The following is an 18,987-nucleotide window of genomic DNA, read 5'->3' as shown; positions in this document are numbered from 1 at the left end:
ACCATGGCTCGCGAGTCGTCGTCATCGGAGGACAGACACTTGCTCATATTGGTTTTGAATACAGGCTCGTCGTCGATCAAGTTCCAGCTGCATCGGCTGCAAGAACGGAGCCCCGCGAACCAGTCCACCGTTCTGGTTGCCGGACAGTTCGAAAATCTCGCCGGTTTCGAAGACCCAAGCGTGCATAGCCGGACACTCCGCCAAGTAAACCAGCGGATAATTCCGGCCTTGGCTGGCCAGACAATCGATGCCATCGGGCATCGCGTAGTCCATGGAGGAGGACTCTTCACGGAACCCACCGTGCTTACCGAAGAAGTCATCACGGAACTGGGAAAGCTGGCACATCTGGCGCCGTTGCACACTCCCCAAGACGTCGCCGGCGTCCGGGCGGCGGCCGCCATGTGGCCAGGCATCCCTCAGGTTGGCGTCTTCGATACTGCATTTCACCGGACCTTGCCTGAGTCTGCCTGGCGCTTCGCCATACCGGACGACCTTTACCTGGACCACGGAATCCGACGCTATGGGTTTCACGGAATATCCCTGGAATTTGTAACAGCCCAAGCCTCCAACTTTCTCGGGATCCCTTCCGAAGAACTCGACGGCATCGTCGCCCATCTGGGCAATGGCGCGTCGATAACCGCAGTTCGCGGAGGCCGGAGCATCGATACCTCCATGGGATTCACTCCCGTGGACGGCCTGGTCATGGGAACCCGGTGCGGGGACCTCGATTCCTCCGTGATCTTGTTCCTCCAGCGTCGGGGGCTCAATGCCGATGCGATCGAGAAACTTCTCAACCAGAAGTCCGGGCTGCAGGCCTTGTGCGGTACCAGCGACATGCGTTCGGTCGAAAAGGCGGCCAAAGCGGGCCAAGCCAAGGCTCTCCTGGCCCTGGAGATCGCCGCCTACCGGCTTGCGAAGTACATCGGCGGGTACCATGTGGCCGTCGGCGGCGCCGACGTGCTGGTCTTTACCGGCGGCATCGGTGAAAACTCCAGTTCCTTCCGTTCGTTGGTTCTCGGCAAGCTGGCCCCGCTGGGAATCAAACTGGACGATTCCGCCAACCAGAGCGGCGCAACGGGGCCCCGGTTGATTAGTTCTGCAGGTTCATCGATTCCTGTTCTCGTCATTCCCACCGATGAAGCACGTGTCATTGTTGCTGCCACCGCCGCGCTATTGCCGATTGCCTAGGCTGCCCAAGGTCCCCCCTTCCCCGGCCCGGGGAACCTGCAACGCCGAACCGAGATAGCAGCCGATCCAAACGGTGGGGTGTCCGTGTTTGCAGCTTGCTGGTGCCCTGCGCTCCGATCTGGACAAGAACCAACCCTTGGTGACTTCAACCAAGATGAGATAGGCCATCGTCAGTTGAAGCGACGAACAGAAAAACGCACCGGGCAACGGATCAAACCCCCGAACGCATATCGCATTCGGAAATCTCGCCGACGAGGGGGCAGGGTTCCGTCGAATTGGCGGAGCACTACCGAGCCATGTTAGTCATGGACGGTACTCCCATCGCTGACATTTGGAGGACACGCCCAGGATTCGCGGCTGGGTTTGGTCCGCTCCGCCGGACTGAAGAAATCAGACGCAGGCTGAGGAACTTCACGGTCCGGTTCCTGCAATGATCGAGACTGAAACCGCCTGCTGCCAATCTAGCGGGCCGCCGGTTGGCAGCAAGATTTGTCGGAGTACAGCCTCGGGACGATTCCTGCTCCGATCCACCGTGTCGATATCCTCAGCTTGGCGGTTTATGGGTCAATTGATAAAGCAATCTCAGGGAATGCTTGCACTCAGTGCACGGTAGCTGGGAGATGGAGAGCGGTTCTGATCGCTAGGGCCCGCTTGGCGGCAGATAGTGATTCCTTGGTGGTTACGAAACCGCCACACTGTTCCGTTCGTGCATGAGTGATACAGGGCGGCCAGATTCCCGCGGGATACTACCCACGGAGAGTGGCCGCTGGATAGACGGGGCTAGGCCAGGGAGAGGAACAGCTTTTCCATGTCGGCACGGTCTGCCGAGGGGTCCTCGCTCTTGAGGCACTGCTCCAGTCCGGTGGCGATGATGGCAAACCCGGCGCGATCGATGGCCTTTGACGCCGCGGAAAGCTGGGTGACAACTGCACGGCAGTCACTGCCTTCCTCCAGCATGCGGATCACCGCGTTCAGCTGGCCTTGGGCGCGCTTGAGCCTGTTGATGACGGGCTTCATAGTGTCCACTTCAAGATCCATGATGGGTACCTCCCGGGTAGTCATTTACTCAATTATATACCCCCGGGGGTTTCCTGGGGTAACATCGACAGCGGAATCTAAATACCCCCAAGGGTATGCACCCCGAACAACCACCGAGGGGGCGGACGAGCCTCCACCTACAACCCCAAGCCGAAGGAACCACCCCATGTGTCGAGCGACCAAATGCCACAAGTGCCAGAAAACCACCTGGGCCGGATGCGGCCAGCACGTCAAGCAGGTCATGGCACATGTGCCGCGCAATGAGCGCTGCTCCTGCGATCCAAGTGCTCCGAAAGTCTCCAGCAAGGAAGGCGGGTTCCTCGCGCGCCTCTTTGGCCGATAGGCCCCGGCCGCACCATGCCGCGCGGCGCTCGGCGCCAGCGAGAATGGCGCCGAGCGCCGCTTTTTGCTGGGCAAGCGATCCCAGGGTCCGGACGATGGATGACTTGACGCATACCCCTAGGGGTATTATTGTTTGAAATGAATCGTATACCCCTAGGGGTATCACGGGCAGGTGAACCAACCACGACCGACAACAAGGAGAACCAATGCTTCTGGAACGCATCTATGACGAAGACCTCGCACAAGCCAGCTATCTCATCGGCTGCCAGGCCAAGGGTGAAGCCCTCGTGGTGGACGCCCGCCGCGACATCCAGGTCTACCAGGACCTCGCCGCAAGAAACGGCATGAAGATTGTTGCCGTCACCGAGACCCACATCCACGCGGACTACCTTTCGGGCACCCGGGAACTGGCCGCGGCAACCGGCGCGAAGCTCTTCGTCTCGGGCGAGGGCGGGACGGACTGGCAGTACGAGTTCGAGGCAGAACGCCTCCTCGACCAGTCCACCATCACGCTAGGCAACATCACCATCACCGCACTGCACACCCCCGGGCACACCCCCGAGCACCTTTCTTTCCTGGTTACCGACGGCGCCTTCAGCGACAAACCTGGCTTCCTGCTCTCGGGCGACTTCGTCTTCTCCGGCGACCTGGGCCGCCCGGACCTGCTCGACGAGGCCGCCGGCGGGACCGACACCCGCTTCGCCGGGGCCCACGACCTGTTCAGCTCCCTGAAGAACAAGTTCCTGACCCTGCCCGACTACGTACAGGTCTACCCGGGCCACGGCGCCGGCAGCGCCTGCGGCAAGGCGCTGGGCGCGATCCCTTCCTCCACTGTCGGCTACGAACGCAACTTCGCGTGGTGGGGCCCCTACCTGGAGGCAAACGACGAGGCCGGCTTCGTCGAGGCCCTACTTGACGGGCAGCCCGACGCCCATGCCTACTTCGGCCGCATGAAACGCGAAAACCGCCAGGGTCCGGCCGTCCTAGGCGACCGCGCACCGCTGGCCGAGCTGGCCACCGAGGACGTCGCCGCCGCCCTGGCCGGCGACGAAATCGGCGTGGTCGACACCCGCCACCACACCCTGGTCCACGAGGGCACCGCCGCAGGGGCACTGAACATCCCGGCCGGCACCAAGGCCGCCAGCTACGGCGCCTGGGCCGTGGACCCGGAAACCGACCAGCGCCCGCTGGTGCTGCTGGCCCCGAACAGCGAAAGCGCCACCGAGATGTGGGACCATCTCATCCGGGTGGGCATCGACAAGGTCGCCGGATACATCACGTCCCTGGACGGCCTGCCGGTCTACGTGCCTCGCACGGTCTCCCCGGCCGAGCTGGCGGGGTTCGATGCCGCCCTGCTGCTGGATGTGCGCAACAAGACCGAGCACGCCGCCGGGCACGTGCCGGGTTCCGAACAGCTCAACGCCGGACGGGTGCTCTGGAACACCGAGAACCTTCCGTCCGCCGGCGCGATCGTGAGCTACTGCCAGTCCGGGGTCCGCAACTCCGTGGCAGCCTCCACGCTGCGCCGTGCCGGGTTCGACGTAGTCGAGCTCGAGGGCAGCTACGCCGGCTGGGCCGACTGGAAGCAAATGCAAAACGCCTAAGTCCTCGCCCGCCCCTCCCTCAACCATAGATCCTACGTATTTCCGGTCCCTCATTTTCCTTTCCGGATGCGGGACCGGCCGGGCGCCATGCCCGGCAGAAAGGGCCCACAAGCCATGAACCCCGTTCCCCAGACCACCAGCCCCGAAGAACTCAAGGACTGGATTTCCGCCGGCTCCGACGTCGTGGTGCTCGACGTGCGCTCCGCCGCCGAATTCGAATCCCTGCACATCCTGGGCTCATACAACGTCCCCCTCCCGTTGTTGGCCGAACACACCGAGGAACTCGCTTCGAGGCTTGACACCAAGGTGGTTCTGGTCTGCCAATCCGGCGTGCGCGCCACCGAAGCCAAGACCAACCTCGCGTCAGTCGGATTCGGCAACGCCCATGTCTTGGCCGGCGGCGTCCCGGCCTACAAACAGGCCGGCGGCCGGACCGTGGAAGGTTCCAAACGCTGGGACCTGGAACGCCAGGTGCGCATGGCCGCCGGTTCCCTGGTGATCGCCGGGCTGGCCGGGGGCAGGTTCCTCTCCCCGCAGATCCGCACCGTCGCCGGGGTCATCGGGGCGGGCTTGACCTTCTCCGCGGCAACCAACACCTGCGCCATGGGCAAGGCCCTGGCCAAGATGCCGTGGAACAAGACCGGCAACGAACCGACCCGCGCATCGGTGCTCGCCCAGCTTCCGCCCAAGAAGTCGTAGCACACACCCGGTAGGCCCCTGGCCCACCGGGTCCCTCCCGGCTTCCGGGCCCGGATCGCGTTGATCCGGGCCCGGAAACCACCCCCCGCACCGCTTGAACACGCCCCGAAGGAGCAGACCATGCCAGAAATCACCATTACCGACACCGACCAGCGACGCCCCACGGACCAGCTCCTTGACGTCCGCGAAGACTTCGAAATCACCGAGGGCATGATCCCCGGCGCCCTCCACATCCCCATGGGCGAACTCAACACCCGCCTGGACGAGCTCGACCGGACCCGCCCCGTCATCGTCATCTGCCGCAGCGGCAACCGCAGCGCCCGCGTCGCCGACGCCCTCACCGGGGCCGGATTCACCGCAGACACCATGGCCGGCGGCATGATCGCCTGGCAACGCGCCGGCCTGCCCGTCACCTAAAAGCTCGCGCCGGCGCCACCCCGCACGCCCCCTCCCCAGACAAGGCCACCTCCATGACCCTCACCCTCGTACTCACCCTCCTGCTTTCGGTGCTGATCGGGCTCTCGCTCGGCCTGCTCGGCGGGGGCGGGTCCATCCTCACCGTCCCGATCCTCACCTACGTTGCAGGCATGAACCCCAAGGAAGCCATCGCAGCCTCGCTCTTCGTCGTCGGTGCCACCTCCGCCGTCAGCGCCGTGACCCACGCCCGCAAGAAGCGCGTCAAATGGCGCACCGGGCTGGTCTTCGGGGCCGCCGGCATGGCCGGGGCCTTCGGCGGAGGCCTGCTCGGGGGCCACATCCCCGGAACGATCCTCATGATCGCCTTCGCGCTCATGATGGTCGCCACATCCCTGGCCATGATCCGCGGCCGCAAGAACCACACCGGCGCCACCCACGACGCCGAGTTGCCCGTATTCAAGGTCATCATCGAGGGCCTGATCGTGGGCATGGTCACCGGGCTCGTCGGCGCCGGCGGCGGCTTCCTCGTCGTCCCGGCACTCGCCCTGCTCGGCGGCCTGTCGATGCCCGTCGCGGTCGGCACCTCGCTGGTGGTTATCGCCATGAAGTCCTTCGCCGGACTTGGCGGCTACCTCACCACCGTCACCCTGGACTGGGCACTGGTCGGCGGGGTCACGGCCGCCGCGATCCTCGGCTCCTTCCTCGGCTCCCGCCTGGCCGGACGCATCCCCGAAGCGGCCCTGCGCAAGGGCTTTGGTTTCTTCGTCCTGGCCATGGGCGTCTTCGTCCTCGTCCAGGAACTGCCCTCACCGGCCAACCTCATCCTGGGCATCACCACCGGCGCAACCGCTGCCGTTGCGGCCCTGTGCTGGTTCGCAATCCCCGTTTGCCCCTTGCGGCGCGCAACCATGGGCTCGCCCGCCACCACCACCACGGCAACCGAAGCCCACTAGCCACCGGCTCCTCGCCGTGTTTCCCCTCCAACCCCGGCACCCCAGGAGCCCGCGCATGAAGCCGTCCACCACCAAGATCCTCCCCGTCCTGGGCCTGCGCGCCAACGCGGCCCAGTTCGCCCTGCTCGTCGCGGTCAACGCACTGGTTGGTGGCATGGTCGGGCAGCAGCAAACCGTCCTGCCGCTGCTGGCCCACACCGAATTCGGCCTCAGCGGATACACGTTCCTCTTCGCCTACGTCGCGGCCTTCGGGATTGCCAAGGCAACCTCCAACTGGTTCGCCGGAACCCTCTCGGACCGCTACGGGCGCAAGCCCGTGCTGTTGGCCGGCTGGCTGGTCGCCATCCCGGTGCCGCTGATGCTCATCCTTGCCCCGGATTGGGGCTGGGTCATCGCCGCGAACGTGCTGCTGGGCATCAACCAGGGCCTGACCTGGTCCACCACCGTCATCATGAAAATCGACCTGGTGGGTCCGGCCCAGCGAGGCCTGGCCATGGGCCTGAACGAGGCCGCCGGCTACGGGGCCGTTGCCGCCACCTCCATGCTGGCCGGATACCTCGCCGGGCAATACGGGCTGCGCCCCGCACCCTTCCTCCTGGGCCTCGCCTACACCGCGCTGGCACTGCTGCTGTCGGGGGTGTTCGTCCGCGAGACCCGCCCGCACGCCCTCCTGGATGCCGGAAACATTGCCTTCCGAGGCACCTCCGCGAGGCATGGCATGGACTCGGACCTGACCAACCGCCAAGTGTTTGCCCTGGCCAGCTTCCGGGAACCGGCCTTGTCTTCGGCGAGCCTGGCCGGCTTGGTGAACAACCTGAATTTCGGACTTTCCTGGGGCCTGTTCCCGATCCTGTTCGCCACTGCGGACTTCGGCACCAGCCAGATCGGCCTGCTCTTCGCCCTGTATCCCGGCGTGTGGGGCATTGGCCAGATGTTCACCGGGGCCCTCTCGGACCGGATTGGGCGCAAGCACCTCATCACCGCCGGCATGCTGGCCCAGGCCGGGGCTCTGGCCTTCATCGCGCTCGGAAGCGGCTTTGGAGGGTGGGCGGCCGGAACAGTGTTGCTCGGGGCGGGAACCGCCATGGTCTACCCCACGCTGCTGGCCGCCGTCGGCGACGTCGCACACCCCGCTTGGCGGGGACGGGCGGTGGGCGTCTACCGGGTCTGGCGCGACCTCGGATACGCCGTCGGAGCCATCGCCGGCGGAATCGTTGCCGACCTGCTGGGCCTGCACGCGGCCATTTGGATGGCCGCCACCCTCAGCGCCGCGGCAGCCCTAGTCGTCGCGATGCGCATGTATGAAACGCACCCACCACTTCCCACCGCCGGACCCCCCGGTCGATACCGCCACAAAGCTTCCGCTTCATTGCGCCAAAATGCGCAGTGTTGGGACGCGTCACGCTGCCGGCCGAACTGGTGACGTACACCGAACTGATCACCCCAACAAGACTGCCCTCAACTTTGAAACCCTGCACAGCCTCGCCGGCCGGCAGCGTCATGCGCCCGCACCCGGATTCCAGGACTTCACCAACCGCCATCTTGAGCGCACCGTTGTCGACCTATCCCTCCGGGTATTCCAATGCACCGTCGGCCCCCACTGAGCCATCAGCGAGGCCACTCACCTCTAGCCCCCGGACACTTCCTGAATGGTGGTCGCGACTTCAATGCGGCGAGGCAACCGGGGGTGCAAGAACCGTATCGATGCACTGTCCAATTGACCTTCCTGCACATGCAAGGGATGCTGGGACTTCACCAGCATTCAGGCCCTCATCGCCTTGTTCCGGAGACCGAGCACAGCCGAGTCCGTAGTCGATCGCTGTCCCCGTCCCGGCAACGAGATTCATTCATGTTTCCCTACTCAAACAGCGAACATCTATACCGACACCAGGACCAAGAGGCGTCTAGAACCCAACGTCGTGTCCAGTCCCGCCGTTCACCGTTGCAGCGAGGCCGTGCAGCGGTGATCGGCGAGCAGTTGCCCCCGCCCTATGCTCCCAGCCGCCCCCGGGGCTACGCTGTCCCACATGTTAGTGGTCTGGTTTTGGGCTCCCGTCCTCAGTTTCTGCCGCGCCTGACCGAAGCACTCAAGTCTTGGAGAAAGCCATGACCACGCACTTTGAACGTTACGCTGAAGTTGCGGAAATCCTCGTCCGGCACGGTTTGGAATCGTTGGCGACCGGCTTGGGCCTGGAGCGGTTGCACATGCGTTCGGCACCCGGATCGACCGGCCGGTTAGGCAATCCAGATCGTTTGGTCCAGGCTCTGGAAGAGCTGGGCCCCACATTCATCAAGCTTGGACAGGTGCTTTCCACACGGCCGGACATGCTTCCGCCCAACTATCTTGCGGCGCTGTCCAGGCTCCAAGATGGTACATCTCCCGTTCCTTCGGATGTCATCCGTTCCCTGATCGCGCAGGAATTGGGCGCATCTCCCGAGCGATTCTTTGCAGACTTCAGCGATGTTCCTCTAGCCAGCGCTTCCATCGGCCAAGCCCATGCGGCGACTCTTCATGACGGCACAGCTGTCGTCGTGAAGGTTCGTAAGCCCGGCGTAGTCGCGCAGGTGCAGGAAGACCTTGAAATCCTGCAGAATCTGGCCCATCAGGCAAGCCGTAACTGGCCCGTTGTGGCGGACTACAACGTGGAGTCGGTAGCGGCAGCATTTGCGGCAACACTCCGGGCCGAATTGGACTACCTCAAAGAGGGCCAAAACGCAGAACGATTCGCCAATAACTTTGCCGGAGACGAAAGTATCCATATTCCGAAAGTATTTTGGGAGACTACTACTTCCCGCGTGCTGACGATCGAACGGATCCGCGGTCTCAAGATCGATGATGAAGCGGTACGTTCCATGCCCTTGGTCGAGCGGGACCAGTTGGCCGACCGAGCCACACGAGCAATCGCCAAGATGATTTTCGATGACGGGTTCTTCCACGCAGATCCACACCCCGGAAACTTATTTATTGAAGCAACGGGTCGTATTGGATTGATCGATTTTGGCATGGTCGGCGAGTTGGACGACCGTCTTCGAGACCAACTCGGCAAGCTCCTTTTCGCGTTCAGCAGGAGTGACGCGGACCGGATATCCCGTCGCCTAATTCAGCTCTCCGTCAATACGAATATCCCAGACCGGGAACGGCTCGTGCGGGACATCGGACACTTCATTCGACAGTACGAGGGGAAACTTCTTGGTGAAATACAGCTCTCTGCCCTCGTCACTACCCTCTTGACCATCCTGCGTACGCATCGTCTTCAGTTACCCACCGAATTGGCCATGCTGACAAAGATGATCTTGATGACCGAAGGCATGGGCGTTCGGCTCAATCCCGAGTTCAATCTCGGTGAGGCGCTCAAACCGTATGCCGGCAGGCTGGCCTTCGAACGGCTCAATCCGCGCAAGCTACCTGGCGTGCTCAAGAAGTGGGGACTTGACGCCGCGGACTTTGGAGCAGAACTGCCCGAAATCTTGGAGCATGTGCTTCGCAACCTCGACGACGGCCCCGAAGTCCGACTCCGTTCCGATGACCTCATGCCGTTGCTTGCCAGGGCTGAACGCATCGGAAATCGGCTCGTGGCCGGCATGATCCTTGCCGCCTTCATTCGCGGAATCGGTGATCTGACAACTGCCGACCGTGATCGATTCAATTCATGGCAAAACAGGTTGCTTGCCGGTGGCGTCGGAGCCTTGGGAGCCATGGGCGGCTATCTGGCGTGGACTTCCAGGCCGGGGGCACGGCGCCCCCTGGCCTGACGATGTGCTGTTGCTGCGGATGGACGAAGATAAGCCCCGCCCCGACTCGCTACTTGGCCGAATCGTCGGGAAAGGTCGCTCGAACTCGAGCAGGACCATGCTGGGACAACGGAATGGACCAAGACAATCGTGTTCCCTGGCCGGTTCCGCTTTCGATTTGAAACACTCCGTTAAACTTCAGGGCACGAGTTTCCAAGTTTTCCAATCCACTGCTCTTGGCCGGTTCGACAATTCCTCGACCGTTGTCTTCGACCGTGATGCTCAAGTTGGAATCGTCCATGGTCACGGCGACATCGATTTCGTCGGCCTGCGAATGCCTAACGGCATTGCTAACGCCCTCAGTCACCACCGCGAGCAAATTTTGCACAACATTCAGCGGGACTTGTGAGTCGAGGGGCCCGGACAAGACAATGCGGGGCGTAAACGAAAGCGGTTTGGAGACTTCTCTGATGGCATTCACAATTCGGCTGCTCAAGAGTTCTGTTTCGCCGGCATAGGCCTTAAGCGAATAGATGGTTTCGCGCAGTTCCTTGATCGTTGCGTCCAGTTCATCGGTGATGTTGTGGATGCGCGCAAGTCCCTGCGGATCGTTGATGAATCGGCCAAGACTTTGTACATTCAATCCTGCGGCGAAGAGGCGCTGGATCACGACATCGTGTAGATCCTGGGCGATGCGGTCCCTGTCCGTATACAGGATCAGTTGTTCGTGAAGTTTGCGTGACTTTGCCAGTTCTAGTGACAAGGCCGACTGGGCACAAAAGACGGCGACCATTTCGATAATCACCGATGAGTACAACATGCCGCCGTTGCCCCGCACTAGCACCAGCACTCCCTGGGCCGCGTCTTCCGTACCCAGTCGTGCCAGAAGGGCAGGACCGTATCCTTTGGAGTACCTCGGCCCCAGCAAGCCTGATGCCTTTTCAAAGGCTTCCGGCCTGCCCGAAGACACAACGTTTCGAACGGCCGCTGATTCCAGCTTCAGACGTCGGCCAACCATCCCCGACGACGCCTCACCGTGGCCTGCGAGCACCTCGACCTCACCTCCGTCGTCCGGTGGGCTGCACATGAGAACCATGGCCGAGTCCGAGGCTTCAAGGGCGGCTTGGGCCACAAAGCCCGGGCCCGAGACGATGTCCTTAGCTACCGCTCCCCGGTATGACCTTCGGCCCTGTGGCCGGGCGCAATTCGCGAGCACCATGGTGTTCATGGCCAGGGACACGGGGAGACGGGCAAGTCGGGGACCGAAGGTTCGACAACGCGCTGGGGCCCGCAGGGGAGGCTATCTCGTCGCCATGCTGGTGAATGTCGTGTTGGTCTTGCTAGTCACCGGTTCGCCGGGCTGGCGGGCGTTGCCGTTCCTCACCGAGGACACCCTACAGGTCATCGGTGTGGCGGTGGCCGCATTGATCGCCGGCGCGGTGGTGAATTTCATCAATTTGGTCTTGGACATCGCCTGGGTCAAGGCCGTGGGAGACATCGTCACCAGTGTCTTCGCGTTGGCCGTGCTGACCCGGCTGTGGAGGCTCTTTCCCTTCGCTTTCGGCAGCTCCGGCATCGACTGGGGCATGGTGACACGGGTGCTGATTGTGGTGGCCATCGCCGGATGTGTCCTCGGTGTGCTCGTGGAAATCATTGTTCTCCTGCGAACCGCTGTGGCCTCAGGTTCACAGCCGGGGCACCAAAGATAGGCCACTTTCATCCCCCATCCATCGATCAGGAGACGCAAAGATGCGCGCAATCGTCGTTAACGAGTCAATGTACGGCAATACGCGACAGGTCGCCGAGACCATTGCCCGCGGCATCGACCCAGCAGGTAACGTACCCTCCCTGCCGGTGTCCAAGACCAATGGAATCAACCCCGCCGAACTCGACCTGCTCATCGTGGGAGGACCCACGCATGCCCACGGCTTGAGCCGGGAATCGACCCGCAACGCGGCACGGACCACCGTAACTCGCTCCGCGGGTGATCTTTCGCTTGAGCCCGACTCTGCTGGCATGGGAATCCACGATTGGCTGACTTCCTTCTCCGGTGTCGAAGGCAGGGCAGCGGCCTTTGGCACGCGTTTCGATGCTGCGGCACTGTTGACCGGCAGGGCGTCCAGAGGCATATCGAGATTGTTGCGGGCCTCGGGATTCGAACTGGCTGTCGAATCCGAGAGCTTCCTTGTCGATAAGGCGACCCATCTGCTCGCAGGTGAGGAGCACCGGGCGCGGGAGTGGGGTGCGCGCCTGGGTGCGATTCCCCCGGAGGAACTAGGATCGGGCGAATGAATGGCAGTGCTACGCGGACCGCGCTCCTGGTGCTCCTGCTCTTTGGCTCGTTGTCCGCATTCGCGGGTGCCGTGATGGCCATCGTCTTCAAGGGTGCGGGAGTTCCCCTGGAATACCTTCAGGGCAGTCCCTTCGACTCGTTCATGGTCCCCGGGATCATCCTGGGAGTAGTCGTCGGCGGTACGCAGGGCCTTGCGGCCGCGTTGCTGAGGGCACACCACCCTTCATCCATGCTGTGGTCCGCCGTTGCGGGATTCGGGATGATCATTTGGGTGTTCGTGGAGCTGGCGATCATTCTCGAGTATTCGTTCCTGCAGGCCATCTATTTCGGCCTCGGCACGCTCGAATTGGTCCTCGTGTTCTTCATGCTCGGAATAGCAAAGGGCCAGGGCCCCACTTCCAGTCGAGCCCTGCCCCCGGGCACCATGTGATGCGACGCTCAGGTCTAGCCCGGAGGCCTGTATCCCCCTCCACCCACTACCACCGGCTACAGTGCTGGCCCCGCTGTCATCCGCTGCTGTGCTGCTTGCAGGCCTTGGCTCCCGTGCGCGTGCCAAGTCGGTCCACTGCGGCGGAGGTGCTCCGGAATTCGCCGCCGGCGTCTAGGACCGTGTAGTGCTCTAAACCCGCGTCCCCCGGACAGGGGTGGTAAAGGTCGGCGACCGTCTCAGGCTCGCTGGAAAGACTGACATTCCCGCCGCTTCCCGTGACCCCGAAACTCCATGAAGCGAGGAGGCTGCAATGCTGCATCAGTCGGCCAAGCCGTGCGTCCGCGGCGGAGCAGCGGGATTCCCTCCCTATTGATCGACGCTAGACTAAGGGCCGTGCTCGGTTCCCGGTCTATTTTGGAGCGTCATCGATGAATCGCGGCGTTCTTGCCTCCCTGGCGGCCTCGGGGCTGTTCGCAGCCATCTTCCTCATTTCCGGTTCCCTGAGGGACATCGGACACACGGAGGTCTACGGGTGGCGAATCGTACTGACCCTGCTGATAGTTGCCCCGTTCTATGCGCTGGTTCCGGGCCGCCGCGCCCAAATGGTTGCCTTGCTCGGGCGCATCAAGGCCAGGCCCGGCCTGCTGGTTTACGGAGCCGTGGCCAGCTCGCTGGTGGGCCTCCAGCTCTGGCTCTTCATGTATGCGCCCATGAACGGGTATGCATTGGCGACGTCGCTCGGTTACTTCCTGCTCCCCCTGGTCATGGTGGTGGTGGGGCGGGCGGCCTTCGCCGAGCGACTGTCGCGGGGACAGAAAATCGCCGTGGCCCTGGCGGTTCTCGGCGTGGGCCACCAATTGCTCTTCGCCGGCGGCCTGGCCTGGCCCACCTTGCTGATTTGCCTCGGGTATCCCGTGTACTTTGCTGCACGGCGCGCCGCGCGCTTTGAGTCCAATGCCGCCTTCACGCTCGAGATCCTGTTCCTCACGCCCCTGGCCGTCTATTTCATCCTCACCGGTGACCGCGGGCCGGAGGCAACCCTGCTGCCGGTGCTGTCCATTGGGGTGTTGGGGGCGGTGGCCATGTTCCTGTACCTGGGCGCCGCCTCCCTGCTCTCCCTGTCGGTATTCGGGCTGCTCAGCTACGTTGAACCGGTGTTGCTCCTGGTGGCAGCGGTGGCGATGGGAGAACAGCTTTTTGCCCGCGACACCCTCACCTACGCACCCATCATCCTGGCCCTGGTCGTGCTGGCCGCCGACGGCTTCCGCTCCACACGTTCCTTGCGCCGGGGCAACTAGGACGTAAGGTGGGAAAAGACCATGAAAGCCTTGCCGGAAGCAGGTGTATTCCCCAGTGGACCAGTCACAAAGCAGCGAACTTGAATTGCGCAGGGATGCCTGGCTGTATGCCGCGAAGCGCACCATGCGCGAGTTCTCCCGGGACGGCGCCACCGATCTTGCTGCCGCGCTGACCTACTACTCGGTGCTTTCACTGGTTCCGGGATTGCTGGCGTTGCTCTCGATGCTCTCGCTGATCAGCAGCGGACCCGAGACCCGGGCGTGGATGGTTGAGACGATCCGCCAGATCAGCACCCGCGAAATGGGCGATAACGCCGAGGCCCTGCTGACCCAGCTCGGGGGGCAGACGGGGGCCGGTTGGACGCTTGTCATTGGCCTGCTGGTGGCCCTGTGGTCGGCCTCCGCCTACGTGGGCGCGTTCGGCCGGGCCCTGAACCGCACCTATGGCACCGCCGAGGGCCGTCCGCTGTGGAAGCTGCGGCCGCAGATGTACCTGTTGACCCTGGTGATCCTGTGCCTGGCGGTGCTGGCCATTGCCATCCTGGTGCTTTCGGGACCCGTCGCGGAGGGAATCGGCTCGGTGCTGGGGCTCGGCGAGGCAACGCTGCTCGCCTGGAACATTGCCAAGTGGCCGGTGCTGCTGCTGATCGCCGTTCTCATGGTCGCCCTGCTCTACCACTTCACGCCCAACGTCCGGCAGCCGAAGTTCCGCTGGATCAGCGCCGGGTCGCTGGGCGCACTGCTGGTCCTGGCGCTGAGCACCGCGGGGTTCTTCTACTACGTGGTGAACTTCAGCAAGTACCAGAGCGCTTACGGCGCGGTGGGCGGCGTCATCATCCTGCTGCTCTGGATCTGGCTGGCCAACATTTCCCTGCTGCTGGGTTCGGAGCTTGACGCCGAACTTGAACGTGCCCGGGAATTACGCCAGGGGCTGCCCGCGGAGGACCAGCTCGCGTTGCCGACCCGCGACGACACGGAGATCGCCAAGGCGCAACTGGCCCTGCTCGATGATCGTGACAGCGGCCGCGCCCTGCGGGTTCGCGCCGGCGGGGACGCGCACCCGGAAGCGGATCTGCCCGGTCCGCGCCTGCCCTGGGGACTGCTGACCGGGGCGGCCGGCGCTGTCGGGGTGTACCTGCTGGGCAGGCGCCACGGCAACGGACGCTGACCGCGCCCGTCTAGGAATGCCCCAGCACGTGTCGCAGTGCCGATTCCAGGTCGACGTGCCTGAACACGTAGCCGCTGTCCTGGATCTTTTGGCTGGAGACGCGCTGGTCGGCGAAGGCCAGTTCCCTTGCGCCTTGCTTGCCCAGCAGGAGCCTGGGCCCGAAGGCAGGGACCTGAACGCGAGCCGGACGGCGCACCACCTTGCCCAGGACCTCGGCGTATTCCTTGGCCTGGACCGGGTGTGGCGCCACCGCATTGACGGGGCCTTCCAGCGACTTGGTGAGCAGTGCGTGGGCGTAGATGCCCACCACGTCGTCGACGCTGATCCAGGACTGCCAGGCCTCCGACCCCAAGGGTCCGCCCAGGCCCAGGGCGAAGAGCGGCAGCATCCGTTGCAGGGCACCGGTGGCAGGTGATTGCACCAGGCCGGTGCGCACATTGACCACGCGAACCCCGGCCTGGCGCGCGGGCGAACACGCGTCTTCCCAGGCCGTGCACACCCCGGCGATGAAATCGGTTCCGGGTGCGGCGTCCTCGTCCAGGGGAACCGCCGGCCCGTTGGCGTGCGGTGTCGCGCCGTAGATGCCGATGCCCGAGGCCACGATGAGGCTGCGTTGCCTGCCGTCCTTTGCCAGGGATGCCAGGGCGCGGGCGAGCAGGCCAGTGCCCAGCACGCGTGAAGCGCGGATTTCCTCCTTGGCGCTCGCGGTGAACCGTGAGCCAATCGTGTGCCCGGCCAGGTTCACCACCGCGTCGACGTCGCGCAGCTCCTCGGGGTCCAGCACCGCGTACTCCGGGGCCCAGAAGATCGTGTCCTCGCCGTTGGCGGCCCGGCGGTCGCGCACCAGGCGCTTGACGCGGTGCCCGCCGCCTCCCAGCAAGGCACAGAGCTGGGTGCCGATCAATCCGGAGGCACCGGCAACCGCAATGGTCAAGGGCTGGGTTTCGTGGCTTGCGTGGAATGCCAGGTCGCCCCTGAGCGTCCGTTCCCTGTACCGGAAGACCTGGCTCAGTTCATGCTTGAAGACCCGTTCCGCGAGCCTTTGCGCCTTGTTCCCGGGCAGCCGGCCAAGCAGCGGGAGCTCGAACTCCACGACGTCGCGCATCACTGTTCCGGGCATTGGCGAGTTGCTGTCGTCGGCGAAGAAGTGTTGGTGTTCCCAGCGGGCCAGTGGACCCGACTCCATGATGTCGGTGAAGTCGCGGCCGGGATTCAGGGAGATGTGCTTGGCATGCCACGGGATTTCGGCGCGTATCCGGCCGGGCAGCCCCAGGGCCAGCGCCGCGGCACCGACGGCGGCGGCCAAGGAGGTGCCCAGGGTCCCGGGTGCGGCCACGTCGATGACGGCCCGCGAACCCACGGCAAGGCCCTTGTCCGGTTCCTGCCTGACCGTTCCGGAGAAGGGTGCCGAGAGCCGGGGCAGGGCACCGGGACGTTCAAACCAGCGGAAAACCGTTTCCCGCGGGTAGGGCAGATGCGTCGTGTATTCGAAGATTGCCATGGCCGTATGCATCCCTTTTCTCGCGTCGCTGTCCCCTGCAACTTACACTAGGCCAAAGCCTCGCCCCGCGGCAGGGCCACGTGCGGGGCCGCAACGTTTCGTCACGCTCCAAAGTGTCGGTGCCGTGGTGTTGGATGGACTTATCGATCCAGTCGAAGGGAGCGGTGAAAATGGCCAGCGGCATGCCCGCCTATCCAACCCTTATGGAACTGCGCACTGCCGGGTGGACGCTTGAGCAGATAGCCCGGGCCTACGGGGTGGACGAACCGGAGATTCGGCGGGCCCTCGCATTGCATTTCATCCACGGACATCCCGACATCCGGCGCCCCGCCTGATCGGTGCTGCAGGTCAGGGCGCCGCGCGGGAACCTCGCACGGCAAGGCTCTAGCGCAGCATCAGGAAGATCATCCGGCCCGAAATCATTACCGCGCCACCAATCACCACGATGAAGCCCAGGAGCCAGAACCAGGCCGGGAGCCAGCTGCGGGTGGCCAGGATGTAGGCGTCCGAGGAAGCGACCAGCCCGCGCCGGCGGGTATGGACCCCGATGACCTTTAGGAGGTCGCGCACCGAACCGACCAAGAGCATCAGGCCCAGTCCAAGGACCACCCAGGCCATGGCCCGGGCCGGGGTGAAAACCACCAGCAGCTGTGCGGCCAGGGCGGAGCACAGCGCCACCGCGATGCCCGCCCAGTTCCGCAGGAAGATCAGCGAACCAAGCAAGGCCAAGGCCCCAATGGACAAGGCCGCGGAGGCATGGCCGAAATACGTCGCACCAACCAGCGACAGGCCCACCACGGCGGGTGCCGGGTATCCCCAGAATCCGCTGAACACCGCGGAGAATCCCGGCTTGCCGCTGCTGACAAGCTCGCCCGAGTGATCCAGCCTGATCTTCAGTCCGTGAATAAACCGTCCGGTCACCAACGCCGCAACCGCATGCCCCAGTTCGTGAACGAATGTCACATACAGCCCAAAGATTCGCCAGCTGGCCCGTGGCACCGTGAGCAGCACACACAGGGCAACCAGGCCCAGCAGCGGCCACGGCGTCAGCGTCAACGGGTCGCTCTTGCTGAAGCCGGCCAGCACCGCTTGCCACCACCGGTCAATGATTTCCATCCACCCAGCCTATGGCTTGGGCCGTGCACCGGTTGCACCGGGCCAGTCGCGGGCGAGCTCTCAAAAGCACTCTCACAGCTAATGCACAACTGGCATTTATATCGTTGATTCCTCAACCAACATTTTCCAGCGGATCCGAAGGGCGGCGTGCACGTGAAGCGATTCCTTGGCCTGCTGCTTGCCCTGTCGGTGCTGCTGCCCCTGGGCGGCGCCTTCGGATTGGGTGACATCGGATCCGCCTCGCCGATCCACGCGGAGGCGGCACCCGCTGCCGGGACGTCGCACTGCCCGACGGACATGCCCACCCAGCACCACTGCGCACCACACGCGGATCCGCAGTTGAACACAGTCCAGATTGCGCCGAGGCCTGACAGCTCCGGGGCATTCGGCGCACTACCCGCAACCTCGGCGGCACGTTCCGGCATGTCCGAGCCGCAGCAAGCGCGGGCACCGGATTTGCACGCGCTGTCCATTTCCCGAACGTAGAACCCGGCTTCCCTAGCCCTGCCGTCCGCGCGCCCCGATATCGGGCGCACCGCACTCTTCGTTCCAAGGACCCCCTATGTCCGAACCCAAAACCTCTCGCGCCCTGGTCATTGCCCTGGTGGCCCTCATGCTCGCCATGGCCACCGGCGGTTGGATTCTGGGCTCCTCCAATCCACGCAGCAACCTGCCCTCCGAGGCCTCCCCCGAGGCGGGCTTCGCCCGGGACATGCAAACGCACCACCACCAGGCCGTGCAGCTTTCCATGATCATTCGCGAGCACTCGACCAACACTGCCGTGCGCTCGATGGCCTACGACATGGCCTTGACGCAGCAACAGCAGTCGGGGCAAATGTTCGCCTGGCTTGAAACCTGGGGCCTGCCCCAGACCGGTGAATCAATGACGTGGATGAATGGATTGCTCAGCGAGGAAGCGTCGCATGCGGGGCACGGCAGCGTCGCCCCCGGAGAGCCCCACACCATGGCCTCCATGGGCATGGCCAGCGAAGCCGACATCCAGAGGCTCACCACCGCCCGCGGCGAAACCGCCGACCGGCAATTCCTGACCCTGATGGTCGCCCACCACAAGGGCGGCGTCGAAATGGCCGAGGCCTACCTGCAACGCGGAAACAACCCCATGGTCGCCGCGTTCGCCAACAAAATCGTCACGACACAACAGGCCGAAATCTCGGCCCTGACCCAGCTGCTTGCCCAGCTGAGCTAAA

The 18,987-nt window shown here is 64.0% G+C and carries 18 protein-coding genes; 14 read left to right on the top strand and 4 right to left on the bottom strand.

The features are described 5' to 3' along the window. Nucleotides 1-39 precede the first annotated feature (39 nt). Nucleotides 40-1,188: an acetate/propionate family kinase gene (locus KRR55_RS07720; protein WP_217388498.1), complete on the top strand. Its 1,149-nt coding sequence runs from the start codon at nt 40-42 to the stop codon at nt 1,186-1,188. Nucleotides 1,189-1,968: 780 nt separating this feature from the next. Here KRR55_RS07720 and KRR55_RS07715 read toward each other — a convergent pair. Next, the gene (locus KRR55_RS07715; RefSeq protein ID WP_217388722.1) at nt 1,969-2,226 is read right to left on the bottom strand and encodes a metal-sensitive transcriptional regulator; all 258 of its coding nucleotides are present in this window, start codon (nt 2,224-2,226) and stop codon (nt 1,969-1,971) included. Between the two features lie 548 nt (nt 2,227-2,774). Here KRR55_RS07715 and KRR55_RS07710 point away from each other — a divergent pair. The 6 genes from KRR55_RS07710 to KRR55_RS07685 all read left to right on the top strand — a co-directional run bounded on the left by KRR55_RS07710 (nt 2,775) and on the right by KRR55_RS07685 (nt 9,994). After that, on the top strand, nt 2,775-4,172 hold the full coding sequence (locus KRR55_RS07710; RefSeq protein ID WP_217388497.1) for an MBL fold metallo-hydrolase: 1,398 nt from the start codon (nt 2,775-2,777) through the stop codon (nt 4,170-4,172). Nucleotides 4,173-4,286: 114 nt separating this feature from the next. Then, entirely contained in the window at nt 4,287-4,871 is a 585-nt protein-coding gene (locus KRR55_RS07705; RefSeq protein ID WP_217388496.1) for a rhodanese-like domain-containing protein, read from the top strand. Between the two features lie 120 nt (nt 4,872-4,991). Beyond that, nucleotides 4,992-5,288 (top strand): rhodanese-like domain-containing protein, encoded by a 297-nt coding sequence (locus tag KRR55_RS07700; protein WP_217388495.1) that lies wholly within the window; start codon nt 4,992-4,994, stop codon nt 5,286-5,288. A gap of 53 nt (nt 5,289-5,341) precedes the next feature. Further along, nucleotides 5,342-6,241, top strand: coding sequence for a sulfite exporter TauE/SafE family protein (locus tag KRR55_RS07695; protein WP_217388494.1), 900 nt, complete (start codon nt 5,342-5,344; stop codon nt 6,239-6,241). A gap of 55 nt (nt 6,242-6,296) precedes the next feature. Then, entirely contained in the window at nt 6,297-7,664 is a 1,368-nt protein-coding gene (locus KRR55_RS07690; protein WP_254455959.1) for an MFS transporter, read from the top strand. A gap of 683 nt (nt 7,665-8,347) precedes the next feature. Next, the gene (locus KRR55_RS07685; protein WP_217388493.1) at nt 8,348-9,994 is read left to right on the top strand and encodes an ABC1 kinase family protein; all 1,647 of its coding nucleotides are present in this window, start codon (nt 8,348-8,350) and stop codon (nt 9,992-9,994) included. A 49-nt stretch (nt 9,995-10,043) separates the two neighbouring features. Here KRR55_RS07685 and KRR55_RS07680 read toward each other — a convergent pair whose 3' ends face one another. Further along, complete coding sequence (locus KRR55_RS07680) at nt 10,044-11,201, bottom strand: sensor histidine kinase (protein ID WP_217388492.1); 1,158 nt, start codon at nt 11,199-11,201, stop codon at nt 10,044-10,046. An 85-nt stretch (nt 11,202-11,286) separates the two neighbouring features. Here KRR55_RS07680 and KRR55_RS07675 point away from each other — a divergent pair, with 85 nt between their 5' ends. The 5 genes from KRR55_RS07675 (at nt 11,287) to KRR55_RS07655 (ending at nt 15,162) form a co-directional block, all read left to right on the top strand. Then, entirely contained in the window at nt 11,287-11,682 is a 396-nt protein-coding gene (locus KRR55_RS07675; RefSeq protein WP_217388491.1) for a hypothetical protein, read from the top strand. A gap of 40 nt (nt 11,683-11,722) precedes the next feature. Continuing rightward, nucleotides 11,723-12,265 (top strand): flavodoxin family protein, encoded by a 543-nt coding sequence (locus KRR55_RS07670; protein ID WP_217388490.1) that lies wholly within the window; start codon nt 11,723-11,725, stop codon nt 12,263-12,265. Then, the gene (locus tag KRR55_RS07665) at nt 12,262-12,696 is read left to right on the top strand and encodes a hypothetical protein (RefSeq protein ID WP_217388489.1); all 435 of its coding nucleotides are present in this window, start codon (nt 12,262-12,264) and stop codon (nt 12,694-12,696) included. The genes KRR55_RS07670 and KRR55_RS07665 overlap by 4 nt, the downstream gene beginning before the upstream one ends. A gap of 428 nt (nt 12,697-13,124) precedes the next feature. Further along, entirely contained in the window at nt 13,125-13,994 is an 870-nt protein-coding gene (gene rarD, locus KRR55_RS07660; protein WP_217388488.1) for an EamA family transporter RarD, read from the top strand. Nucleotides 13,995-14,049: 55 nt separating this feature from the next. Then, nucleotides 14,050-15,162 (top strand): YihY/virulence factor BrkB family protein, encoded by a 1,113-nt coding sequence (locus KRR55_RS07655; RefSeq protein ID WP_217388487.1) that lies wholly within the window; start codon nt 14,050-14,052, stop codon nt 15,160-15,162. A gap of 10 nt (nt 15,163-15,172) precedes the next feature. On the opposite strand, the gene KRR55_RS07650 is transcribed toward KRR55_RS07655, so the two are convergent. Together KRR55_RS07650 and KRR55_RS07645 are read right to left on the bottom strand one after the other, a co-directional pair. Beyond that, nucleotides 15,173-16,663, bottom strand: a complete 1,491-nt coding sequence (locus tag KRR55_RS07650; RefSeq protein ID WP_217388486.1) for a TIGR01777 family oxidoreductase — start codon at nt 16,661-16,663, stop codon at nt 15,173-15,175. 384 nt (nt 16,664-17,047) lie between these two features. Continuing rightward, nucleotides 17,048-17,779 (bottom strand): M50 family metallopeptidase, encoded by a 732-nt coding sequence (locus KRR55_RS07645; RefSeq protein ID WP_217388485.1) that lies wholly within the window; start codon nt 17,777-17,779, stop codon nt 17,048-17,050. A gap of 153 nt (nt 17,780-17,932) precedes the next feature. Here KRR55_RS07645 and KRR55_RS07640 point away from each other — a divergent pair, with 153 nt between their 5' ends. Further along, a complete protein-coding gene (locus KRR55_RS07640) occupies nt 17,933-18,265 on the top strand; it encodes a hypothetical protein (protein WP_217388484.1) in 333 nt (110 codons plus the stop codon). Between the two features lie 76 nt (nt 18,266-18,341). After that, on the top strand, nt 18,342-18,986 hold the full coding sequence (locus KRR55_RS07635) for a DUF305 domain-containing protein (protein WP_217388483.1): 645 nt from the start codon (nt 18,342-18,344) through the stop codon (nt 18,984-18,986). Nucleotide 18,987 lies beyond the last annotated feature (1 nt).

This window comes from Paeniglutamicibacter quisquiliarum, from assembly GCF_019084045.1.
Taxonomy (GTDB): domain Bacteria; phylum Actinomycetota; class Actinomycetes; order Actinomycetales; family Micrococcaceae; genus Paeniglutamicibacter; species Paeniglutamicibacter quisquiliarum.
The sequence above is the reverse complement of the archived record's forward strand: the minus strand, read 5'-3'. Positions and strand labels throughout refer to the sequence as shown.